We start from the raw sequence: 22,966 nt of genomic DNA, 5'->3' as shown, positions 1-22,966 counted from the left end.
CTTCCCCGAGGTGATTACCAGAAATCCGCTTTCTTGCGGTCTTTGAACGCGGCCAGCCCGACTTGTAGTTCGCTATGCGACGCGGCGACCCGGCCTGCCAAGGCCTCGAACACGCGCTCGCGCTCTTCGCCTTCGGCGGCGTTGATCAGCATCTTGGTCAATTCGATTGCAACCGGTCCGCGATGGCGCATCCGGTTGGCCAGTTCCTCGGCTGCGGCAACGCCCTGCCCTTGTTCGGCAACCTGATCGACAAGGCCAACCGTCAGCGCGTCACTGGCCGAGAACTGCTCGCCAAAAATTGCCATGCGCCGCACCAGTTGCGAGCCGAACCGGCGCACGGTGCGCTGCGTGCCGGACCAGCCGGGAATAATGCCAAGCGCCGGTTCCGGCTGCCCAATGCGGATATGCGATTCCGCGATGCGGTAATCGGCGCAGGCGGCCAATTCCAGCCCACCGCCCAGAACATGGCCGTTCAGAACCGCGATCACCGGCTGGCGAAGGCGCGTCAACGCGTCCAACGCCTGATGCCCATCGCGCAGCCAATGCCGCCCGAACCCATCCGGGGAGCGTGCGGCCCAGGCATCGATGTCGCCACCGGCACAGAACGCCTTACCCGCCCCGGTCAGGATCGCCACATGCACGTCCCCGGCATGTTCGATCTGGCGACAAAGGGTCATCAGATCCTCCATCATCGGCTCGGTCAGCGCGTTCAGCCGCTCGGGTCGGTTGACCGTCAGACGGGCGATGCCGTCGCTGATATCCAGCAGAAAGTGATCCATCATGCCGCCGTCAGGGTCAGACCCATCGGCGTGGGATCAAACAGGGCTCCATCCATCACTTTCAGATCCTCCGACACCAGCAACGGGGTCGCTGCCTGATCCAGAACATCCCGCTGCAGATCAAGACCGGGCGCAATTTCCGTGACCATCAGCCCCTGATCGGTCAGCCTGATCACACAGCGCTCGGTCACATAGGTCACATCCTGCCCGGTTGCCGTAGCGCGCTTGCCCGAGAAGGAAATCTGATCGACCTCATCCACAAACTTGGCAACCTTCCCCTCTTGCAGGATTTTGAGTTGACCGTTTTCGACCGTCATCTTTGCCCCGGCATTGAAATTGCCCGAAAACACGATCTTGCGGGCCCGCGCGGTGATGTCAACGAAGCCCCCGGCCCCGGCGGTGCGGTGCGGGATTGCAGACAGGCGCGAGACATTGACCGAGCCGTTCTTGTCCACTTCCAGAAACGACAGAAGCGAAGCATCAAACCCGCCCGCCTGAAAATAGCAGAACTGATGCGGTGAGGGCACAAAAGCCTCGGCATTGGCGGAACAGCCGAATTTGAAATCGAGCAAAGGCACACCACCGACAGCCCCTTGCTCGATCATCCAGGTGACCGAGCCGTGAAGCCTTTCCTCGACCAGAATGCGAGGGACATTGGCCGATATGCCAAAGCCGATATTGACCGCCCAACCCTGTTTCAGCTCTTGCGCGACGCGGCGCGCGATCACCTTGCCGACATTGAACTCGGCCCTGCTGAAGCTTTCAATCGGGCGGGTCAGTTCGCCCGAAATCGCCGGATCATATTCGGTTGCCGTGGTCTGCAACTGGTCCGGGGCTTCGACGATGACATCGACCAGAATCCCCGGCACGTGCACGTCATGCGGACGGATGCTGCCCGCTGCGGCAACACGCTTGGCCTGAGCAATCACCACACCGCCATTGTTGCGCGCGGCCAGCGCCATTTCCATCGCGCCCAGATAGGCCCCTTCATGTTCAAAGCTCAGGTTGCCTTTTTCATCCGCCGTGGTCGCGCGGATGATGGCCACGTTCGGGGCCATGGACTTGAAATACAGCCAGTCTTCGCCCTCGAACTCCATGCGTTTGACGATGGGCTCGGCCCGCGCCGCGTCGTTCATGGCGCAGCCTTCAATTTCGGGATCGACAAAGGTATCCATGCCAACCTTGGTCAGCACGCCCGGACGCTTGGCGGCGGATTCGCGCAGCATGTCGAAGATAATGCCCGACGGCACATTATAGGCGCGCACCTGTTCTGCGGTGATCATCTGCCAGATCATCGGCGGTTTGGCCTTGCTGGGCCCCGACGGGTACGACCCCCCGATGATCCGGGTCAGCAGCCCCGGCTTGGCGATGTGATCCACCCCTTTGGTGCCGAACATGTCTCCGGCAGCGATGGGATGGATCGTCGTCAGGTTCCGCGGCGCGCCTTCGTCGTCAAAGCGTTCGCCCAGACCTTTCAAGACCGCATCCGGACAGCACAGGCCGCTTGACGAATTCACCGCCACGACCGCCCCGTCAGGCACAAGATTTGCTGCTTCGCGCGCCGTCATTTGCCTGGTCATGCGATCCTCACAGAAGTAACTAAACAGTTATAACTTTATGCCCCGGAGGCTTGCCTAAATCAACAGGAATCTAGACAAAGACGGAATTGACGTGAGATTAAGTAACCATTAAGTTACTTGCAAACTTGTCCCTTGGGAGGATCGCAATGAACATTTATTTCCAGAATACCAACCAGCGCACATTCGGTACATTCCCCCTGACCGGAAGTGAGTTGCGCGACGCCATGATGATCGCTGCCGATGTTGGCTACCGGTCATTCGATACCGCGCAAATGTATGAAAACGAGAAAGAAACCGGTGACGCACTGGCCGAGCTTGGCTTCGCAAGGGACGAGATTTGCGTAACCACAAAGGTTCATCCCGACAATTTCACGGAACAGGCGTTCATCCCTTCGGTCGAAGAAAGTCTGAAGAAGCTGCAGCTGGATTACGTTGACGTCCTGCTGCTACACTGGCCCCCGATCGGCGGAGATATCGCACCCTCGCTGAAACTGCTGGAACAGGCCCACGCGAAAGGGCTGGCGAAGAATATCGGGGTGTCGAACTACACCGCACAGATGATGCGCGATGCGGTCAAGATCATCGACACGCCGCTGGTCACAAATCAGGTCGAATTCCATCCGCTTCTGAATCAGGACGCGCTTCTGGCGGCGGCGACCGAAACCGGCATTCCCCTGTCGTCCTACTGTTCCGTCGCGCGTGGTGAGGTCTTCAAGCATTCGATCTTCGACGAAATCGGCCAGACCTATGGCAAGACAGCGGGCCAGGTCGTTCTGCGCTGGATTTTGCAGAAAGGCGTTTCGATCAACACCATGTCGACCAAACGCGCCAATATCGATGCCAACTTCGACGTTATGGATTTCACCCTGTCCAGCAGCGACATGGATCGGATCGACGCAAAAACCCATACCGGCTTTCGCATCGTTGGTGAGGATCTGGTGCCCTGGGCCCCCAAATGGGACTGAACGTAAAAAGGCGGTGCCTCTGTGGCACCGCCTTACTAGGGGCAACCGTATGAGCCGTGAGAGCGTAATCGCTCAGTGATTGCCCCGGATCATGTCGGATGCTTTCTCGGCCATCATGATCGTTGGCGCATTGGTGTTTGATCCGATCAGGCTGGGCATCGCCGAGCTGTCGCAAATCCGCAAACCATCAATCCCCCGCACCCGCATCTGAGGGTCGACCACGGCCATCTCATCCACACCCATCTTGCAAGTACAGGTCGGGTGGTACGAGGTCCGGCCGTATTGGCGCGCATAGGCCTCGTAATCGGCTTGCGTCTTGACGCTGTCATCCGGGAACCGGATTTGGCGGATGTATTTCTGCAGGCTGTTCTGGCGGAAAATCTCAACGCTGTGTTTGACCCCCTCGACCGAGGTTTTCAGGTCATCCGGATGCCCGAGGAAATTTGGATCGACCAACGGCATATCCTCGACCCGGTTTGACCGCAGCCTGACCGTGCCCCGCGCCTTGGGCCGCAACGTGTAAGAGTTCAGCGTGATGCCCGAGCTGCCCTTGGGAACGCTGGGCACCCCGGCCTCGGCCCCTGCCCCGGCAAGGAAATGGAACTGAAGATCCGGCACGGGCGCATTGGCATCGGCGTACCAGAAGGCCCCGCCTTCGACCACGTTCGAGGCAACAGGCCCGGACCCAAACAGATAATACTGCATCCCGGCCCATGCGGCCCAATGCGGTTTGTTATACTTGTCCAGACTTTGGTGCCCGTTCAACTCGGCCACGATGTCGATGCCGAAATGGTCGGTCAGGTTTTCACCGACGCCCGGCAGGTCGTGCTGCACTTCGATCCCATGCTCACGCAGATGCGCCGCGGGTCCGACACCGGACAGCAGCATCAGCTTGGGCGTGCCGATCGCGCCCGAGGTCACCAGCACCTCCTGATCTGCCGTGACGGTGTGAACCTCTCCGCCCTTGTCATAGGCAACGCCGGTGGCCCGCCCGCCTTCGATCACGACCCGGTGCACCTGACACCCGGTCTCGACCGTCAGGTTCGGACGCGACAGGACCGGTTTGAGATACCCGACCGCAGCCGAGCAGCGTTTCGCATTCCACGTTGTCGTCTGATAGACCCCGGCCCCCTCCTGCCTGGGGCCGTTGAAATCGGGATTGTAGGGCAGCCCGGCCTCCTGACAGGATCGCACAAACACGCGGGTCATCTCTTGTGGTTCAAGGTTGGACACACCCAGCGGACCGTCGGTGCCGTGCCACTCGCCGGACAGTATCGCGTTGCGTTCGGACCGGATGAAGTACTGGCGGACTTCGTCAAAGGACCAGCCTTCGCAGCCTTCCTCATTGGCCCAGCGGTCGTAATCGACGGGGTTGCCGCGGGTGAACACCTCGGCATTGATCGAGCTGCCGCCGCCCAGTACCCGGCCCTGCGCATAGGGGATTTCGCGGTTGTTGGCATGTGTCTGGGGCACCGTGTCAAAACCCCAGGTGTGCGGTCCGGCGGTCATCTTGGCGAAACCCACGGGCATGTGGATCAGCGGGTGGCTGTCCTTGCCGCCCGCTTCCAGCATCAGCACCCTTACGCTGCTGTCTTCGGTCAGGCGATTGGCCAGAACGCAGCCCGCCGAACCGCCGCCGACGATCACATAGTCATATCCGTTTGCCGCCATCACTCCACCCAATGCGACCGTTTGCCGATCTCGACATGGATCGACTTGATCTGCGTATATTCCTCGACCCCGTGCATCCCGGCTTCGCGCCCCCAGCCCGAGGCTTTGAACCCGCCAATAGGCAATTCGGGGCCACCGGCCAGCGTCGTGTTGACCCAGAACCGCCCGGCCTGAACCCGGCGCGAGATCGTCAGCGCCTTGTCGATGTTCTTGGTCCAGACACTTGCCGCCAGCCCGTATTCGGTATCGTTGGCAATCGCGATCGCCTCGTCAATCGTGTCAAACGGGATCACCACCAGAACGGGTCCGAAAATCTCTTCCCGCGCAATCGCCATGTCGTTGGTCACACCCGTGAACACGACCGGATCGATATACTGCCCGCCCGAGATTTCGGGCGTGGTGCCGCCGGTCAGCAGGGTCGCGCCCTCTTCCTGACCCTTCGCGATGTAGGACAGGATGGTGCGGTTCTGCGCATCCGTGGTGATCGCACCGGCCTGTGTGCGCTCGTCCAGCGGATCGCCCACGCGGACCTTGCGCAGTTTCCCGGCCACCATTTCGGCGAACCGGTCCGCGACCGAGCGCTCCACCAACAGCCGGGCGCCGGACACGCAGCACTGTCCGGTGTTGAAAGCGATTCCAAAGGCCACACCGTCGGCGGCGTCTTCCAAATCCGCATCGGCAAACACGACCTGTGGGTTCTTGCCCCCAAGCTCCAGCCCCAGCTTCTTGAAGTTGCTCTGACCTGCAGCGGCAACAACCGAGCGCCCTACGGCGGTCGAGCCGGTGAAGGACAGCATGTCCACATCCATATGCTCGGCCAGTTTCTGACCGATCACGCTGCCCGATCCGGTGACCACGTTGAAGACGCCATCGGGCAGCCCCGCCTCGGACAGGATTTCCGCCAACAGCAGCGTCGTGGCGCTGGTCACTTCGGAGGGTTTCGAGACGATGGTGCAGCCCGAGGCCAGGATATAAGGCACCCGTTCGCACAGGATCAGGAACGGGAAATTCCACGGGGTGATCAGGCCGACAACGCCAACCGGTTCGCGGGTGACGATGCCCATCGCGCCGTCACCGCTGTTGTTGAAACTGTCCCCATGCAGCGCCCGCGCAAGACCTGCGGCGAACTCGAACATGCCAACACAGCCCTGAACTTCGGCCCGCGCCTGCGCGATGGGCTTGCCGTTTTCCAGCGTTTCCCAATAAGCGATCTCATCCGTGCGCTTGCGGATCAGGTCCGCCGCTTTCAGCAGCACCGCCGCGCGGTCGGCCCCGGACAGGCCACACCATCGGCGGTCATCAAACGCCCCGCGCGCCGAGGCGACCACGGCGTTCAGATCCTCCTCGGTGCAGCGCGGAATGCGCGTGACCGGCACGCCATGCCCCGGCGAAGACCGTTCGAACACGTCGCGATCCCCGGTGGGCACCCAGTTGCCGTCCATGAAGAACCCGAACGCGCGCGGCTCGGATGGGGGTGTCAGAATCTGGCTGTTTTGGTCCATCAAAAAGGCTCCGATATTAGGGCGGTGGGCTACGCTGAGGCGTCCAGCCCGTCGCGGAAATCATTCCAGCCGCCATCCACCGAGGACGGCGCGTCATGCCATTGATGCAGAACATCGCCGGTCGCAGGGTCCTTGTCAGGGATCGGCAGCATCATGATCCGCTTGACGGCGGCCTGAAACATCTCGGGCGTCAGAAACGCCTCTTGAATGTTGTCCCAGTCCCGGCCCGCCGCATAGCCGCCGACCATCATGATATCGTCGGACCGGCCGACCATCTCGTGGCTGACCCCTGCGGGCATAACGATGACATCGCCTGCTTCGATCCGGACGCGGGTCCAGCCTTCGACGGACAGGTTGAACTCCATCCAGCCCGCCGCACAGCCAAGGCATTCATGCGTCGTCGAGTGGAAATGCGGGTACTCATACACACCGGGATATTCCCAGTTGTTGCCCCAGCCATTGGCGCGAAACCGGGCCTTGACGGCATCGACACCGCCGCCCGGAATGGCCCCGCGATGGATCAGCAGAGGAAAACGGCTGTTGGGGATCATTCCTTCCGGTTTCGACGTATAGACTTCGACGGTCATGCTGAGTTCCTCCCTCTCTGGCGATTACGTCATAACGATCTGCGTTTTCAGGTCGGCGGGGCGATCCGGAAAACTGTCGAACGCCTCCTGAATGCGGTCCAGCGGATACGCCGCCTGCGTGAAACGTTCGGTCCTGATGCGGCCATGGCTCAGCAGGGTCAGGGCGTCATGCATATCCTGCCCCATCCCCGCGACAGAACCCTTGATGGAGTTCTCCTGCAGGATGGTCTGCAGAATGTCGACGGGCAAAGTCTCGCCTGTGCCGGTAAGGCCAAAGGCCGCGATATGCCCGCCTTTGCGGATCAGGCGGGTGGCCTGTTCATAAAGCGCGGGATGTCCGACACTTTCAATCACCACATCCGCGCCGCGCCCGCCTGTGTGGCGTAGAACGGTTTCTTCCAGCTGAGCCGGGTCGGTCACACCCACATCTGCGCCGCCCTCCAGCGCCATCTGCACCCGGTCGCCGGACAAATCCGCCACGATGATCGGGGCGGCCCCGATGGTGCGCAGCAACTGCACATGCAGGTTGCCAATCGGTCCCGCGCCCAACACCACGACGGATTGGCCGAAGGTGATATTGGCCTTGCGCGCGCAGCGCACCACGCAGGCCAGCGGCTCGGTCAATGCCAGCACATCCGGCGTTGCATCCTGCGGCGCAGGGATCACAAGGCGGGCGGGAACCGAGATGTATTCGGCAAAAGCCCCATCCATGGTGATGCCCATCTGCTGCATCTCGGGACAGTTCAGGATCTCATTCCGGCGGCACCAATAGCAGGTGCCGCAGCCGATATTCATATCGACCACCACCTGCGCGCCCATGGTCAGGCCCGACACGCCTTCGCCCAGTCCGGCAATCGTACCGGTGAACTCATGTCCTGGAATCAGCGGCAGGTGTTCAGCGGCGTAATGACCATTGAAGATGTGCATATCGGTGCCGCAAATGCCGACGCGTGATATACGCACCAGAACTTCATCCCGGCCCGGCTCGGGGCGGGGCACGTCCTGCACCTGAAACTGACCCGGCTTGACCAGCACCGCAGCTTTCATGGTCTGCGTCATTTGACGACCCTCAGCTTGGTGCGGTCGATGGTCAGCGCAATCGCTCCGATCAGGATCAGGCCGAACACCATCTGCTGCTGTGTGGCATCGACCTCGAAATACAGCATGGACGAGCGGATCACCGCCACGATCAGCGTGCCGATCAACGTGTTGATCACCCCGCCGACACCCCCGGTCAGCGGCGTGCCGCCGACCAGAACCGCGACGATTGCAGGCAGCAGGAACCCGTTCGCCAGTGTGGGAGAACCACCAGAGAGTTTCACCGAGAACAGCAGCCCCGCAATCGCCGCCAGCCCACCGGACAGGGCGAAAGCAATGATCTTGATCCGGTTCACGTTCAGGCCCGAGGCAACAGCAGCCGGTTCCCCCGCCCCCACCGCTTTGAGCGCGCGGCCGAACGTGGTGCGCGATTGCAGGAACCATGCGCCCAGAACCAGCACAGCAGCGATGATCAGTTCGGCGGGCAAACCGGCGACCGAGCCTGTCATCCAGCCAAAGGTCGAATCCCGCAGCGTGGCATCCATGAACAGCGCCCGCTGGCCCGACATATACTGCGCCGCCGAAAAGGCGATGCCGCCCACCGCAAGCGTCGAGATAAAGGACGGCACATAAAGCCGCGTCGTCACATAGCCCGAGATACTGCCCAGCACGGCACCGGACAGGATACAGATCAGCGCGGTTCCGATCCCGAAGGTCGGCAGGGCAATCGTGGCCACCACGGTGGTCATGTTCGCCACGGATTGCGCCGACAGGTCGATGCCGCCGATATAGATCGCAAAGGTCATCCCCAGCGCCATGATAAACAGCGGCACAATGTCGGCCATCATCGAGATCAGGTTGGCAGGCCGCAGAAAGTTCGCATCCGCCAGACCGACCGCCAGCACAAGCGCCAGCAGCGTGATCCAGGGCAGATGGGGTTTGATACGTTCAAAACTCATGGGTCCGGCCTCAGATCATGTGGTGGACAAGGTCGTACAGCGACGGCTTGTCCCCCGGGCTGCAATCGAAACGTTTCTGCGCGACACCGTCTTTCAGGACGATGATCGTGTGGCTGAGGCCAATGGCCTCTTCCAGCGTGTCCGCCACCAGAATGATGCCGACGCCGTCATCCGACATCTCGCGCACCATGTCATAAACATCTTCCTTGGCGCCGATATCCAGTCCGCGCGTCGGGTGGTCCAGCAGGATGATATCCGATCCGGCGGAGCGCCACTTGGCCAGCACCACCTTTTGCTGATTGCCCCCCGACAGCCCGCCGCAATCCTTGTAAACGTCGGGTGTCTTGATCGCCAAACGGTCGATCCACCGGGTCGCCAGTGATTTCTCCTCGCCAATGCGTAGAACGCCCGAATTGGCATAGTTGCCCATCTGGCTCAGCGTCATGTTCTCATATACATTCATCCCCGCCACGATGCCCTCGACCTTACGCTCGCGCGGGATGTAGCCCACGCCGCTGCTCACACCGGTCTGCGCGTTGAACCTGCCAACCACCTGTCCCTTGAGCGTCACCGTGCCGGACGAGGGCGTTTCCAGCCCGAAGATCGTGCGCAGGATCGCCTCGCGACCCGAGCCTTCGGTGCCGACGAGGCACAGAACCTCTCCGGGATGCAGGTCAAACGAGATGTCCGCGTATTTACCGTCTGCCGAGACCGCATCGAAAGCCACCAGCGGCTGCGCGTCAGACTGAAAAGGCTTCTGCTTCTGCTCGCGGTAATATTCCTTGTCGACGTCGCGGCCCACCATCTTGTGCTGGATCGCATCCACATCGGCGTCGTCATGGGCGACCACATCCACCACCTCGCCATCTTTCATCACATAGATGCGGTCGGACAGGTCCAGAACCTCGTCCATGCGGTGGCTGACAAAGATGAACGAGGCGCGTTTGGTCAGTTCGCGTACAAGGCTGAACAGCAGCTCGACCTCTTCCTTGGCCAACACGCTGGTCGGTTCGTCCAGCAGAATGACCAGATCACCGTCGATCCGTTCTTCCAGCGTCAGCACCTTGGCCAGTTCCACCAGTTGGCGCTGCGCAAAGGACAGTTTCGAAGTCGTGGTCGCCGGATCGATATCCAGTTTGACCTTGGTCAGTTGCGCGGCGGCGGCCTCGGCCATGGCTTTCCAGTTGATTACGCCATAACTGACGAATTGCTGTTCGAAGCCCAAAAAGATGTTTTCCATCACGGTCAGGTTGGTGATCAGGGATTGTTCCTGAAACACCATGCCGATGCCGTGATCCATCGCCTGACGCGGGTTCTGAAAGCGGACCTTGGTGCCGTCGATGGTGATGTCGCCGCCATCGGGCTGATAGGCGCCGTAGATCACTTTCATCAGGGTCGACTTACCCGCGCCGTTTTCGCCAACCAGACCCACGATCTCACCCCGCCCGATCTGGAAATCCACGGATTTCAGAGCGTGGACGCCGGGGAATTTCTTGTCGACATTGATCAGTTCATACATCTGCCCGCCCCTATTTCACGAAGGTTACGGATTTGCGGTCGGTCGACAGAACCACCGCGGCAATAACTAACACGCCCAGAACGCCGTCCTGCACGTAGCCGGGCAACCCAATCACAACCATGCCGTTGTTGATGACATTGACGATCAGCACCCCGATTAGCGTGTTCCAAACACCACCGATCCCGCCCCACAGCGCGGTGCCGCCGACCACCACTGACGTGATCGACACGAACATGAAATTCGACCCCGTTGCGGTTTCCGCAATCCCGATCCGCCCAACCGCCAGCAGCGCGCCGACAGCATAGAACACCCCCGCCAGAGCAAACCCCATGATCCGCACGCGGTTGACGTTCAGGCCCGAGGCATGGGCCAGTTCCTCGCCTCCACCCACGGCATAGAAGTTACGGCCCAGCGTGGTGCGCGACTGGATGAACCAGGCGATCAGCAGGAACAACAGCGCCACGTAACACATGATCGGAAAGCCGAACCAGCGCTCGGTCAGCAGCGCGCGGAACAGATCGTCTTCGACCCGAATCCGGTCGCCACCGGTCAGCAGCAAAGCAAATCCGGTGCCCACAAACCCCATCGCCAGCGAGGCCATGAAGGACGGGATTTTCAGCAACACATGCACAAGCCCGTTCACCAGCCCGATTGCAGCCCCCACCAGCAGGGCCAGCGGGATGGCCAGCCACGCCCAGGACGCCAGCGTGCCCCCAAGGCCGATAAAGGCAAAGGCAAACACCACCGCACAGACGGACACCGTGCCTTCCATCGACAGGTCGATCGACCCCATGATGATGATGAAGGTCACACCGATCGCGACCATCAGGGCCGGCGCTGACGAAATCCCGATGCGCGCGAAATTGCGCAGCGAAAAGAAACGGGGCTCCATCGTTGTGAAAAACAGGACCAGAACCAAAAGGACGATCAGGGGCGCCCATTTGATCAGCACATCCCGTGTCAGCACATTGCTCACGTGCTTCCTCCCACTGAGTGAATTGGCGGGGTTGCGGCTGCCGCAGACCCGGGTGCGCGGGCCGGTTCCGAAAACCGGCCCGCGTTCACTTTACTTGTATTGGATCTGACCGTTCGACGTGGACCAGAAATCCTTCCAGTCATAGGTTGGAACGCTGTCCAGATACTCGGCCTTGAAGGCTTGCGCATCTTCCGGGCGGACCATGATGGTCGGGCCGTAGAATTCGCGGTGCTCGTTGGGCTCTTCCGAAGGTTTGAAATGGCCGGTGGCCGCATAGTAGGCCAGTGCCGCAGTGATGCCGCCGCCCCAATGCGGGTTGGTAAAGACGGTGGCCAGGATCTTGCCCTCGCCGACCAGCTCAACGGCCTGCGGGTTGCCGTCATAGGATACGATGGGCATATCCTCTATCCCTTCGGCACGAAGAGCTTCCAGCACGCCATAAGCGATGGTGTCATTGGCACAGTGCACGCCCTTGATCTCATCCCCGTAGCGGGTGAGGAAGGCGCTCATGACCTGGTTGGCCTTTTGGGTGTCCCAATCGGCAGGCTCGGCCGCCAGAAGCTCGCAATTCGGATAGTCTTTCAGCGCGTTCTTCAGACCGGCCAGACGTTCGATGGCCGGGTTGTTCGAGGCGATACCGCCCAGATGCACAACCCCACCCGAGCCGCCCATGGCATCCAGCAGAATACGCGCTGTCTGCTCGGCCGGGCCTTCGTCGGACCAGCTCATGTGGCTGACATAGTGATCGCCGAAATCCCACGGATGCAGGTCGTCGGTCTTGTTCCACAAGGTCGAGACATAGGCACCCGCCTCGGCGCAGCTTTCCACCACCGGGCGCGCGTTAGGCGCGTCGTTGGTGTCAATCGCCAGCGCCAGTTCGCCATTGGTCTTCGACAGCAGCGCCTTGACATCTGCCAGCGACTTCTCGGACGAGCCTTCGTTGATCAGATGGGTCAGGAAATCCTTGGGCTTACCCAGGCTTTCGACAAACGCCTCACCGCCCGAGACGATTTCGTTCCAGTACGGGTTCGTCCGGTTGCGGTATGACCATGCAACCGTCGGGTCCGTGATCGCCGCGCGCGCCATTCCCCCCAGCATGCTCGAAACCGCGACGCCACCGACGCCATAGGCCGAGGCGAGCAGCAGGTTACGACGGGTTATCGTCTCCTGTTCGATGTATTTCTTGATGAATGACATGACGTCCTCCCTTTTTCCATCAGCACATGGGATCAAAGGCGTTCGCGTATCGGCCCTTCCCCGGCGACGATCCCGCACTGCGGTACTGTGCGCCCATAATGCACTAACTAGTTACTTCTTTACGAAACGATGTGTCAAGCGTTAAGACTGGGACAGGGGCAGTCGAAAACGGCGGCTGGCAGGGAAGTGTTGAAGAACCCCGGCCATATGTGCGAAATGCTCTGACCAGATGAGCTGCGCCCGGACAGCTGCACGAAAAAGGAGGTGGCTGTGGTCGAAAAGACGATCAAAAAGAAAAGAGATGCTGAAGCAACCAAGGCGCGCATCCTGCATGCCGCCAAGAAGGAATTTGCGAAACACGGGCTCGGCGGCGCGCGCGTGGATGAAATCGCCGAACGCGCCAATGCGAACAAGCGCATGCTTTACCACTATTTTGGCAGCAAAGAGGGGCTGTTTCGCACGGTACTGGAAGCCGCCTATCTCGACATCCGAAGCGCCGAACGCAAGCTGAACCTCGAGTCGCTGTCGCCATCAGAAGCGCTGGAATCGCTGGTTCGTTTCACGTGGAAATACTATCTGAAGAACCCCGAGTTCATCACTCTGGTCAACAGCGAGAACCTGCACCGCGCCCGGCATCTCAAGTCTTTGCCCAGCCTGCCCGAATCCACCCGCGGGCTGGTCGAGATGGTTGAAGGCATTCTGAAACGGGGTGAGGAAAGCGGCGAGTTCCGTCCGGGCATTGACGCGACCCAGCTGAACATTACCATCGCCGCCATCGGGTATTATTATCTGACCAACCGGTTCACAGGATCCTATCTGTTTCAACGCGACATGATGGATAAGCAGGCCCTGGACGAGCGCCTGAACTTCAACGTCGAAAGCATCATGCGCATCGTGCGCAAGGACTAGCCTATCACGCCGCGGGCCCGGTCTTCCACCCGTCGATAAGCGCCGCCACCGCCTCGGCGTAGCTTTGCGGAAACTGGTCCGAGGTCCGGGCTTTCATGATCGTGTGAAGGCCCAGCAAAAGGCCGATCAGCACCTTTGCGGCCTCGGCGGGATCGACCTCGGACCGGATGGTTCCGTCTGCCTTGGCCCTGCTCAGTATCGCCGCGAACCGCCCTTCCAGCGCGGTCAGGTAACGCTCGATTCGCGCGTTGACTTCGAGGTCTGAGCGGTCGAATGAACTGATCGAGTTGAAGGCAAGGCAACCGGCATCCTCGATCCTTGGCATGCGTTCTGCCGAGGCGATGCCCCTGATCCAATCGCCCAGATCATCCAGCGAACAGCTGTCGGGGTCGGGAAAATGCCGGGCCTCGGCATTGTCCAGATAAGTGTCCAATGTCTTTAGGAAAAACTTCTCTTTCCCGCCATAGGTGGTCTGCAGCGTGAACCGTGTCAGTCCCGTCTGCTGCTCCAGTTCTCGCGTGCTGGCACCGTGGTATCCCCTTCGCCAAAACAGGTCCAAGGCACCCGCCACGGCACTATCGTGATCCGTCTTGCGTTTGCGCGCCACAGATTTCTCCTTGCTTTTTCTATCCATGTGGATAGTTATTAATTCCTATCCACATGGATAGCATTGCGGGCGCGCGGCAGCAAATGCTGCATGCCCCCAACTGAAACGGAGACCTGACATGACCGCCATCGACCCGACAACCGGGGCGTCAAAGCCCGTCACCCTGCGCGTGATCTTCATTCTGAACGCGCTGAAAATCCTACTGGCCTTTGGCTTCTTCACCGCTTTCAGGTTCTACGGCCTGCAGGTCGGAGAGTTGGCCGGCCCGCAAGCCGCCAACCTGATGCTTTATACGATGCTGGGATACATGGTGACGTTTGCCTGCATCGTCGCATCGATCCTCAAGCGCAACATGATCGGTATCCGCGCAGCGATTGCCGTTGATTTTCTGGTCTCGATCCCGGCGACGGCGGTTGTCGGCTTTATCATCGCGATCATCAGCATGGGCCTGACCTTTACCGCCCCGGTCCGCGCGTATTTTGCTTATCGCGGCTGACATGAGCACTCCGATGGACCACATTAACGGCCAATGCATCTGCGGCGCGGTGCGCTTTCGCGTGCAGGACAACATTGCTGCGTTCAAACTCTGCTATTGCAGCTTCTGCCAAAAGGCCTCGGGGTCGGCCCATGTTGCGAATGCCTTCACCACGCCCGACCAGATCGAGTGGCTGCAAGGCAAGGACATGCTGACATCCTTCGATGTGCCCGATTCTCAGGTCCGCCGGGTGTTTTGCCGCACCTGCGGGACGACCCTGCCGTTCGAAACGCAGAACGGAAAGTTTCTTGTCGTCCCCGCCGGCAGCCTGTCCCGCCCGCCATCCGGGCCCGTCTCCGCGATTGCCGGCTGGGCGTCCCGACCCGCGTGGTATGATGAGGCGCTGGGTTTGATCGAAAAGACCTGCACTGCAGAAAGGGCCGCTCAATGACGACCGAACATGGGATTTCACCCGACTTCCCGTTTGACTCGAAATATGTCGAGGTGAACGGACAGCGCATCCACTATGTCGACGAAGGCGAAGGCGCGCCGGTTCTATTTCTGCACGGCAATCCGACCTCGTCCTACCTGTGGCGCAACATCATTCCCTATGCCGCCAGACAGGGCCGCGCCATCGCGATGGATCTGATCGGCATGGGCAAATCGGACAAGCCGGATATTCCCTACCGCTTTGTAGATCACGTCCCCTTCGTGGACGGGTTCATCAAGGCGCTGGGGCTGAAGGATGTCACGCTGGTCATCCACGACTGGGGCTCGGCACTGGGGTTTCACTATGCTCACCGGCACCCCAAGAGCATACGTGGCATTGCGTTCATGGAGGGCGTCATTCGCCCGATGTCCTGGGCCGGATTCCCGCCCGATTTCCGCGTCGGGTTTCGCATGATGCGGACGCCGGGTCTGGGATGGATGATGATTTCGGGCCTGAACATGTTCGTCGAGAAAATCCTGCCAAGCGCCATCGTGCGCGACCTGATCCCGCAAGAGATGGCGCAGTACCGCGCCCCCTTCCCCACCGCGCGCAGCCGCAAACCGGTTCGGGTCTGGCCCTGCGAAATTCCGATCGATGGCACGCCATCTGACGTACATCAGATCGTCAGCGCCTACAGCCGCTGGCTGGGTGAAACGGAAACCCCGATGCTGATGTTTCACGCCACGCCCGGAGGAACCATTGGCCCAAAGGAGGTTGCATGGTGCCGCCAGACCATCCGCAATCTCGAAGTGGTGGATATCGGCAAGGGCATTCATTTTCTTCAGGAAGACAATCCGCATCTGATCGGAGAAAAACTGGAAGAGTGGCTGCGCTTGATGCCAATGTGAACCTTCCCGCCGGATCAAGCGATTTCGGTGAAACACGGTTATCAAGAGAACTCTGTAAGAGCCCGGCGCTGGCGTTAGGGCTCTAAAAATCTGCGCGGCCAAGTGAATTGAAATGTAAGTCGCCAGCAATGAAAATCTGGCGATCAAGTCGGTGCTTTTTCGCCTCTGCCTCACCCCCGGAACTTCATAAGTTTTGCCTATGATATGGAAGGTAGAAACGATTTTTCTTAACTCACAAACCTGTCAGACTGCTTTCATACAACCTTCAAACCAGAAACGCCGCGAAAGAAAGGCGTCAGCGTCACAATAAAACCAACAGAGGAAAACATGAAAAACGCCACATCCAAGTTTGCTGCAATCGTTGCCGGAGTCCTGTTGGCCACCGCAGCCGCCGCCGAAACCGAGCTGACTGTTTACACTGCGGTCGAAGCTGAAGACCTGGCCCGCTACGCCGAACAATTCAACGCCTCGCACCCGGACATCAAGATCAACTGGGTCCGCGATTCCACCGGCATCATCACCGCCAAACTGCTGGCTGAGCGCGACAATCCGCAGGCCGATGTGGTCTGGGGTCTGGCCGCGACCTCGCTGCTGCTGCTGAAATCCGAAGACATGCTCGAGCCCTACGCGCCGGTTGGCGTTGACAAGCTGGACCCCAAATTTGTTGATGACGGCGACGTGCCCAGCTGGGTTGGCATGGACGCCTGGGTGGCGTCGGTGTGCTATAATACGGTCGAGGCTGAAAAGGCCGGTCTGACCCCGCCGACCTCGTGGAAAGACCTGACCGACGCGCAGTACAAAGGTCAGGTCATCATGCCGAACCCGAACTCGTCGGGCACAGGCTTCCTGGACGTGTCCAGTTGGCTGCAGATGTTCGGTGAAGACGGCGGCTGGGAATATATGGACGCGCTGCACAACAATATCGCGCGCTATACCCATTCGGGCTCCAAGCCCTGCAAGCTGGCCGCTGCCGGTGAAATTCCGATCGGTATCTCGTTTGCCTTCCGTGGTGCCAAGTCCAAGGCTGCTGGTGCACCTCTGGAAATCATCGTGCCCAGCGAAGGCGTGGGTTGGGACATGGAGGCAACCGCGATTGTCGCGGGCACAGCCAATCTGGAAGCCGCGCAGAAGCTGGTTGATTTCTCGGTAACCAAGGAAGCCAACGAGATGTACAACACCGGGTACGCCGTTGTCGCGATGCCGGGTGTTGCCAAACCGGTCGAGCATTTCCCCGACGGTCTGCTGGACGCTATGATCGAAAATGATTTCGAATTTGCTGCCAATAACCGTGCCGCCATCCTGAAGGAATGGCAGTCGCGTTACGACGGCAAATCCGAACCCAAAGAGTAAACCACTCACATAGGAGGGGCTTACCGCCCCTCCGGCCTTTGGATAACATCTCTCTCACATCGCATGTGACCGGTGCGGCGACATTCTGGCCAGTCTTTTGGTATGGCTGCTGCGCAAAGCTCAAGGACAACTCCCAGTGCTAAAGAAAACCTCTCCCGGTGATCTCTATCTGAGCATCCAGAACCTGTGGAAAGCTTTTGGTGATTTTCTCGCGCTCCGGGACATTTCGCTGGACATCAACGAAGGCGAATTCATCTGTTTTCTGGGCCCGTCGGGCTGCGGCAAGACCACGCTGCTGCGCGCGATTGCCGGGCTGGACCTGCAGACCAAGGGCACGGTCATGCAGGATGGCAAGGATGTCTCGAACCTGCCCCCGTCCGAACGTGATTTCGGGATCGTGTTCCAGTCCTATGCGCTGTTTCCGAACCTGACGATTGAAAAGAACATCGCCTTCGGGCTTGAAAACACCGGCCGCAGCAAATCCGAGATTGCGGTGCGGGTCGCCGAACTGCTTGATCTGGTCGGCTTGCCGGATCAGGGCCGCAAATACCCCGCCCAGCTGTCGGGTGGTCAGCAGCAAAGGATCGCCCTGGCGCGCGCGATTGCCACCAGTCCCGGCCTTTTGTTGCTGGACGAGCCGCTCTCGGCGCTGGATGCCAAGGTGCGGGTGCATTTGCGGCATGAGATCAAAGAGCTGCAGCGCAAACTGGGCGTGACCACCGTCATGGTGACACATGATCAGGAAGAGGCGCTGGCCATGGCCGACCGGATCGTGGTGATGAACCATGGCGTGATCGAGCAGGTGGGGACACCCACACAGATTTACCGCCACCCGGCGAACCTGTTCGTGGCCGATTTCATCGGCGAAATGAACCAGTTGCCCGCCGTCGCAGGCGATGCCGAGAGGCTGGAACTGGGCGGCTCGGTCCTGAAATGCAGGGCGCATGACCACCAAAAAAGCAACCGCATCGTCGCAGCAATCCGCCCCGAAGACGTCATCCCGCATGGCGAAGGCGCCCCGTCGCCCGACGCGCCGGATGTCATCACCACACCGGAAAACGCGTTCGAAGTGCTGATCACGGAAATGGAGTTTCTGGGCTCGTTCTGGCGCTGCCGTCTGTCGCACAAAACCTTCGGCGACGAAGCGCTGATTGCCGATTTCTCGATCAACGCAGTGCGCCGCCTCGGGCTTGAGGAAGGCGGGCAGATGATGATCGAACTGCCGCGCAACAGGCTGATGGCCTTCTCACCGGCGGGGGAAGGCTGATGACCGACACAACCTCTCTGCCCGCTGGCCCGGTGATCAAGGGAAAGCTGAGCCGCGATGACCTCATCATGCGCGGCGGCATGATGGTCATCGCGCTGTATCTGGTCGTAACCCTGGCCTTTCCGCTTTGGGCGATGCTGTCCAAATCGTTCTCGACCTACCGCATGGACCTGTCGCAATACGAGTTTCAGGTCAGCGACGAAAACGGCGTCTTTAGCGGCACCATCCTGAACGGGGCGCAACTGAACGCCGAAACCGGGGCCTATAGTGATCAGGAACTTTCGACCGGCTCTGACGGGCGGTTGTCCGTCACGCCCTTCTTTCCCGATTTCAGCTTCCGCAGCCCGGTGATGTACCAGATCCGGAACACGGTTCCGGATGGCCGATTCCTGATCGGATCGACCCTGCAAAAGGGCACCGATTGGGTCGAGCTGGATTCCAACACTTTCCGCCGCGTTCAACTGCGGCCGGTGAAATCGACCGGCGTGGACAATTTCGTCAGCTATTTCTCTACCCCGGCGCTGTTCAACTCGATCAAGAACTCGCTGTGGATTGCGGTCGTCAGTACCGTTGTCACGGTCACGCTGGCCTTCTGGTTCGCCTATGCGCTGAACCGCAGTTGCATGCGCTTCAAAGGCGTGTTCCGGCTGATCGCCATGGCCCCGATCCTTGTGCCGTCGCTCTTGCCCGGTATCGCGCTGGTCTACCTGTTCGGCAATCAGGGCATGCTGAAAGAGCTGCTGTTCGGGGCAAGTATCTATGGCCCCATCGGCATCGTCATCGGTTCGGTCTTCTTTACCTTCCCGCATGCCTTCCTGATCATCTCGACGGCCCTGGCGATCTCGGACGCGCGATTGTACGAGGCCGCCTCGAGCCTGCGGTCGACCCCCTGGCGCACCTTCTGGACGGTGACGATTCCGGGCGCGCGCTATGGTCTGATCTCGGCGGCGTTTGTGGTGTTCAACCTGGTGATCACCGATTTCGGCCTGCCCAAGGTGATCGGAGGGCAGTTCAACGTTCTGGCGGTAGATATCTACAAACAGGTGATCGGCCAGCAGAACTTTGAAATGGGGGCCGTGGTCTCGGTCGTTCTGGTGGTCCCGGCGATCCTGGCCTTTGCAATCGACCGGCTGGTGCAGTCGAAACAGGTGGCCCTGCTGTCGGCGCGCTCGGTCCCCTATCAGCCGAACCCGAACCCGAAAACCGACCGGATCATGCTGATCTATTGCTGCATGGTGGCGCTGTTCATCGTGGGCCTGCTGGCGGTCTGCCAATTCGCCGCGCTGATCAAGTTCTGGCCCTATGACCTGAGCCTGAGCCTGAACAACTACCAGTTCGACAAGATGGATGGTGGCGGCTGGGGGTCGTATTTCAACTCGATCAAACTGGCGCTGCTGACAGCGGTGATCGGAACGGCCGTCGTGTTCTTCGGGGCCTATCTGGTCGAAAAATCCAACGGGTTCAAAACCGGGCGCGCTTTGTTCCAGATGTTCGCCATGCTGCCGATGGCAATCCCCGGAATGGTGCTGGGTCTGGCCTATATCTTCTTCTTCAACAACCCGGCCAACCCGCTGAACGCGATCTATGGCACGATGGCCATTCTGGTGATCTGCACCGTGACTCACTTCTACACGGTGTCTCATCTGACTGCTGTGACCGCGCTCAAGCAGATGGATACCGAGTTTGAATCCGTCTCCGCCTCGCTCAAGCAACCCACCATGAAGCTGTTTGCACGGGTGACCGTGCCGGTCTGCATGCCCGCGATCCTGGACATTTCGATCTACCTGTTCGTCAACGCGATGACGACGGTGTCGGCGGTGGTGTTCCTGTATTCGCCGAAAACCACACTGGCCTCGATTGCGGTGCTGAACATGGATGACGCTGGCGATATTGCCCCGGCGGCGGCGATGGGAATGATGATCTTCTACACCAATGCGGCAGCCCGCATTCTGCACATGATCGCGTCCAAGGGCGTTCTGCGCCGCACTCAGGCCTGGCGGAACCGCTGACCGGTGAAGGGGATGGAACCCCTGCCGCAGTCACGCGGCGGGAGCTTCCTTGGATTCCAAAACCTGCCGCGCAAACTCGATGAAGGCCCGGATGATCTTCACTTCCCGGCGCTGAGACAGGGCGACAAGACTTTCGTCCATATGCAAATGGACATCCTTCAACCGGATTTGCCTGAGACGGTCATCATGGCTGTATTCCGCCTGCGAAACAAAGCCGATACCTGCGCCCGAGGCCACCAGTTCTCGAACCGCTTCCCGCCCTTCGGCAACAATTGCGGGTCTCAGAACAACGCCGTTCCTCTTGGCCTTGTCTTCCAGTTTCTGACGCGTTTTCGACCCCTGTTCCCGGAAAATCAGCGGTAACTCGGCCAGTTCCTGAAGCGAAAGAGAGGATTGCGAAGCCAACAAGAGGTCCCGGGCGGCAAACGCCACGATCTCGGTCGATCCAAGGTTCAGAATACTCATATCCTTGCCGGGCGTTAAACTGCCGACCACTCCGATCTCGGCATTATAGGACCTGAGTTCTTCAAGAATCTCCTCGGTATTGCCGGACCGAACCGAGATCCGGGCATCGGGATGTTTTTCCCGGAACGGGCCAAGAAACCGGGTCAGGTGTTGGGCGGAATCGGCGATGATCCGCAACTCGCCATCGATCACCGCCTTTGTTTCGGACAGGTAATCCTCGATCTGATCCTCGATCTCGAAATACTGTTTCGTGAAGCGAAAAAGCTGTTCCCCCTCCGGGGTCAGGTGCACGCGTTTGCGTTCGCGCAGAAACAGCAGCAGGTCATGATCCTGTTCAAGCTTGCGGACCTGTTCCGATATGGCAGGCTGGGTCAGGAAAAGCGCCTCGGCCGCGCGCGAAAACCCGCCATATTTGGCGACATAGTGAAAGGCCTTTAACTGGCTGTGCCGCATCGCAGACTTCCCCAAATTCCATGCATAAGCTGCGCCTATTACTAGATTGATTTTTACAATTTCACATATGGAATTCATTGCTGCAATTGTAATCTCGAGACGCAGTTCAGGAGCCTTTGTTATGACCCAACGCGACACGGCTTTAGAGCCCCCGAAACTGGGCGAGGCCTATCTGCTGACGCCGGGGCCATTGACCACCTCTTATGCGGTGAAGCAGGCAATGCTGCGGGATTGGGGCAGCTGGGATGGTGATTTCCGCGCGATGACGCGCGAGATGCGTAGCCGGTTGCTGGCGCTGCTGGGCGATGGCGCCGATGCCTTTGACTGCGTGCCGATGCAAGGGTCCGGCACCTTCGCGGTCGAAGCGATGCTGGCCTCGTTCATTCCACGGGATGGCAAGGCACTGGTGCTGGCGAACGGGGCCTATGGTCAGCGCTCAGCACAGACGCTGGAATATCTTGCGCGCGATCATGTGGTGCTGGACAAGGGCGATTACCTGCCGCCGCGCGGCAGTGAAGTGGCCACAATTCTGGCGCAGGACCCCGCGATTACCCATGTGGTTGCGATCCATTGCGAGACGTCCTCGGGCATTCTGAACCCGGTCGAAGAAATCTCGGAAGCCGTCTATGCGGCGGGGCGCAAACTGCTGATCGACTCGATGTCGGCCTTTGGCGCGATTGAACTCAAGCCCTCGGACGTACGGTATGAGGCGATGGTGTCCTCGACCAATAAATGCATCGAGGGCGTACCGGGCTTTGGCTTCATCATCGCCCGCAGGGATGAGCTGGAGGCGGCCAAAGGCAACAGCCACTCGCTGTCTCTGGACGTGCATGCGCAATGGGCGCATATGGAAAAGACCGGCCAATGGCGGTTCACCCCGCCGACCCATGTGGTTGCGGCCTTCCTCGAGGCGCTGCACGCGCATGAGGCCGAAGGCGGCGTCGCAGGGCGCGGCACACGCTATACCCGCAACCGCGATGTGATGGTTGCCGGCATGCGCGAACTGGGCTTCGAGACGCTGCTGCAGAACCGCTGGCTGAGCCCGATCATCGTGACGTTTTTCTGCCCTGCGGACGAAAACTTCGTCTTTGACCGCTTCTATGATCTGATGAAGGACAAGGGCTTTATCATCTACCCGGGCAAGCTGACGGTTGTGGACAGTTTCCGCGTCGGCTGCATCGGGCAGATGGATGAACATGTGATGCGGCAGGTCGTGGCCGCCGCAAAAGACAGCCTGGCCGAGATGGGGGTCGCTAGCGCGACGCCTCCGGTACAGGCCCTGCAAGAACGCGCCAAACTGGCCGCATAAGAGATAAAGGA

Annotated in this window: 21 protein-coding genes; 9 read left to right on the top strand and 12 right to left on the bottom strand. The window is 59.9% G+C overall.

The window, feature by feature from the left end; translation table 11 throughout:
- Positions 1-14 precede the first annotated feature (14 nt).
- Positions 15-782 carry an enoyl-CoA hydratase/isomerase family protein gene (locus ACR0K1_RS00235; protein WP_480847980.1) on the bottom strand — a complete coding sequence of 256 codons (768 nt, stop codon included), beginning with the start codon at positions 780-782 and terminating at the stop codon, positions 15-17.
- Positions 779-2,359, bottom strand: a complete 1,581-nt coding sequence (locus ACR0K1_RS00230) for an acyl CoA:acetate/3-ketoacid CoA transferase (protein WP_480847978.1) — start codon at positions 2,357-2,359, stop codon at positions 779-781. Before ACR0K1_RS00230 ends, ACR0K1_RS00235 begins: the two co-directional genes overlap by 4 nt.
- Positions 2,360-2,505: 146 nt before the next feature.
- On the opposite strand from ACR0K1_RS00230, the gene ACR0K1_RS00225 reads away from it, so the two are divergent.
- The gene (locus tag ACR0K1_RS00225) at positions 2,506-3,324 is read left to right on the top strand and encodes an aldo/keto reductase (protein WP_480611745.1); all 819 of its coding nucleotides are present in this window, start codon (positions 2,506-2,508) and stop codon (positions 3,322-3,324) included.
- A gap of 72 nt (positions 3,325-3,396) precedes the next feature.
- Here the strand turns inward: ACR0K1_RS00225 and ACR0K1_RS00220 are convergent, their stop codons facing one another.
- The 8 genes from ACR0K1_RS00220 to ACR0K1_RS00185 all read right to left on the bottom strand — a co-directional run bounded on the left by ACR0K1_RS00220 (position 3,397) and on the right by ACR0K1_RS00185 (position 12,773).
- A complete protein-coding gene (locus ACR0K1_RS00220; RefSeq protein WP_480611746.1) occupies positions 3,397-4,995 on the bottom strand; it encodes a GMC family oxidoreductase in 1,599 nt (532 codons plus the stop codon).
- Complete coding sequence (locus tag ACR0K1_RS00215; protein WP_480847976.1) at positions 4,995-6,497, bottom strand: aldehyde dehydrogenase family protein; 1,503 nt, start codon at positions 6,495-6,497, stop codon at positions 4,995-4,997. Before ACR0K1_RS00215 ends, ACR0K1_RS00220 begins: the two co-directional genes overlap by 1 nt.
- A gap of 29 nt (positions 6,498-6,526) precedes the next feature.
- A complete protein-coding gene (locus tag ACR0K1_RS00210; protein WP_480611749.1) occupies positions 6,527-7,084 on the bottom strand; it encodes a hypothetical protein in 558 nt (185 codons plus the stop codon).
- Between the two features lie 24 nt (positions 7,085-7,108).
- Positions 7,109-8,143: a zinc-dependent alcohol dehydrogenase gene (locus ACR0K1_RS00205; RefSeq protein ID WP_480847973.1), complete on the bottom strand. Its 1,035-nt coding sequence runs from the start codon at positions 8,141-8,143 to the stop codon at positions 7,109-7,111.
- On the bottom strand, positions 8,140-9,081 hold the full coding sequence (locus ACR0K1_RS00200; protein ID WP_480611752.1) for an ABC transporter permease: 942 nt from the start codon (positions 9,079-9,081) through the stop codon (positions 8,140-8,142). The genes ACR0K1_RS00205 and ACR0K1_RS00200 overlap by 4 nt, the downstream gene beginning before the upstream one ends.
- Positions 9,082-9,091: 10 nt before the next feature.
- Positions 9,092-10,600, bottom strand: coding sequence for a sugar ABC transporter ATP-binding protein (locus ACR0K1_RS00195; RefSeq protein WP_480611754.1), 1,509 nt, complete (start codon positions 10,598-10,600; stop codon positions 9,092-9,094).
- A 10-nt stretch (positions 10,601-10,610) separates the two neighbouring features.
- Complete coding sequence (locus ACR0K1_RS00190) at positions 10,611-11,576, bottom strand: ABC transporter permease (protein ID WP_480847971.1); 966 nt, start codon at positions 11,574-11,576, stop codon at positions 10,611-10,613.
- 90 nt (positions 11,577-11,666) lie between these two features.
- A complete protein-coding gene (locus tag ACR0K1_RS00185) occupies positions 11,667-12,773 on the bottom strand; it encodes a sugar ABC transporter substrate-binding protein (protein ID WP_480611756.1) in 1,107 nt (368 codons plus the stop codon).
- A 270-nt stretch (positions 12,774-13,043) separates the two neighbouring features.
- Here ACR0K1_RS00185 and ACR0K1_RS00180 point away from each other — a divergent pair, with 270 nt between their 5' ends.
- A complete protein-coding gene (locus ACR0K1_RS00180) occupies positions 13,044-13,682 on the top strand; it encodes a TetR/AcrR family transcriptional regulator (protein WP_480847968.1) in 639 nt (212 codons plus the stop codon).
- 4 nt (positions 13,683-13,686) lie between these two features.
- On the opposite strand, the gene ACR0K1_RS00175 is transcribed toward ACR0K1_RS00180, so the two are convergent.
- On the bottom strand, positions 13,687-14,289 hold the full coding sequence (locus tag ACR0K1_RS00175) for a TetR/AcrR family transcriptional regulator (protein ID WP_480611759.1): 603 nt from the start codon (positions 14,287-14,289) through the stop codon (positions 13,687-13,689).
- A 118-nt stretch (positions 14,290-14,407) separates the two neighbouring features.
- Here ACR0K1_RS00175 and ACR0K1_RS00170 point away from each other — a divergent pair, with 118 nt between their 5' ends.
- The 6 genes from ACR0K1_RS00170 (at position 14,408) to ACR0K1_RS00145 (ending at position 20,728) form a co-directional block, all read left to right on the top strand.
- Positions 14,408-14,785, top strand: a complete 378-nt coding sequence (locus ACR0K1_RS00170; protein ID WP_480847966.1) for a hypothetical protein — start codon at positions 14,408-14,410, stop codon at positions 14,783-14,785.
- 13 nt (positions 14,786-14,798) lie between these two features.
- Entirely contained in the window at positions 14,799-15,215 is a 417-nt protein-coding gene (locus ACR0K1_RS00165; RefSeq protein ID WP_480611761.1) for a GFA family protein, read from the top strand.
- Positions 15,212-16,102 (top strand): haloalkane dehalogenase, encoded by an 891-nt coding sequence (locus ACR0K1_RS00160; protein WP_480611763.1) that lies wholly within the window; start codon positions 15,212-15,214, stop codon positions 16,100-16,102. Before ACR0K1_RS00165 ends, ACR0K1_RS00160 begins: the two co-directional genes overlap by 4 nt.
- 327 nt (positions 16,103-16,429) lie before the next feature.
- Positions 16,430-17,452 carry a putative 2-aminoethylphosphonate ABC transporter substrate-binding protein gene (locus ACR0K1_RS00155; protein WP_480611764.1) on the top strand — a complete coding sequence of 341 codons (1,023 nt, stop codon included), beginning with the start codon at positions 16,430-16,432 and terminating at the stop codon, positions 17,450-17,452.
- 136 nt (positions 17,453-17,588) lie between these two features.
- Complete coding sequence (locus ACR0K1_RS00150) at positions 17,589-18,719, top strand: putative 2-aminoethylphosphonate ABC transporter ATP-binding protein (protein ID WP_480611765.1); 1,131 nt, start codon at positions 17,589-17,591, stop codon at positions 18,717-18,719.
- Entirely contained in the window at positions 18,719-20,728 is a 2,010-nt protein-coding gene (locus tag ACR0K1_RS00145) for a putative 2-aminoethylphosphonate ABC transporter permease subunit (RefSeq protein ID WP_480847962.1), read from the top strand. Before ACR0K1_RS00150 ends, ACR0K1_RS00145 begins: the two co-directional genes overlap by 1 nt.
- A gap of 30 nt (positions 20,729-20,758) precedes the next feature.
- On the opposite strand, the gene ACR0K1_RS00140 is transcribed toward ACR0K1_RS00145, so the two are convergent.
- On the bottom strand, positions 20,759-21,646 hold the full coding sequence (locus ACR0K1_RS00140; RefSeq protein WP_480847960.1) for a LysR substrate-binding domain-containing protein: 888 nt from the start codon (positions 21,644-21,646) through the stop codon (positions 20,759-20,761).
- Between the two features lie 121 nt (positions 21,647-21,767).
- On the opposite strand from ACR0K1_RS00140, the gene ACR0K1_RS00135 reads away from it, so the two are divergent.
- Entirely contained in the window at positions 21,768-22,955 is a 1,188-nt protein-coding gene (locus ACR0K1_RS00135; protein ID WP_480847958.1) for a 2-aminoethylphosphonate--pyruvate transaminase, read from the top strand.
- Positions 22,956-22,966: the final 11 nt, after the last annotated feature.

This window comes from Ruegeria sp. F5 (assembly GCF_056533845.1).
This window is presented reverse-complemented; position numbering and strand designations above follow the sequence as displayed.